The following is a 236-nucleotide window of genomic DNA, read 5'->3' as shown; positions in this document are numbered from 1 at the left end:
TTCGAACCCACGCACGCTTTTACACGCCTGACGGTTTTCAAGACCGTTCCCTTCAGCCGGACTTGGGTAATCCTCCAAAATAGTCCGTACGGGATTCGAACCCGTGTTACCGCCGTGAAAAGGCGGTGTCTTAACCCCTTGACCAACGGACCAAACTTTATGGGCACGAGTGGACTCGAACCACCGACCTCACGCTTATCAGGCGTGCGCTCTAACCACCTGAGCTACGCGCCCAA

The 236-nt window shown here is 55.5% G+C and carries 2 tRNA genes; both read right to left on the bottom strand.

Annotated elements, in window-relative coordinates:
- Positions 1-80: 80 nt before the first annotated feature.
- Positions 81-152 (bottom strand) — tRNA-Glu (locus N8L39_RS09435).
- An 8-nt stretch (positions 153-160) separates the two neighbouring features.
- Positions 161-234 (bottom strand) — tRNA-Ile (locus N8L39_RS09430).
- Between the last annotated feature and the right edge of the window lie 2 nt (positions 235-236).

It is taken from the genome of Streptococcus mitis, assembly GCF_946190285.1.
Taxonomy (GTDB): Bacteria; Bacillota; Bacilli; order Lactobacillales; family Streptococcaceae; genus Streptococcus; species Streptococcus mitis_CP.
Note: the sequence above shows the minus strand (reverse complement) of the source record. Positions and strands in the feature narration are given on the sequence as shown.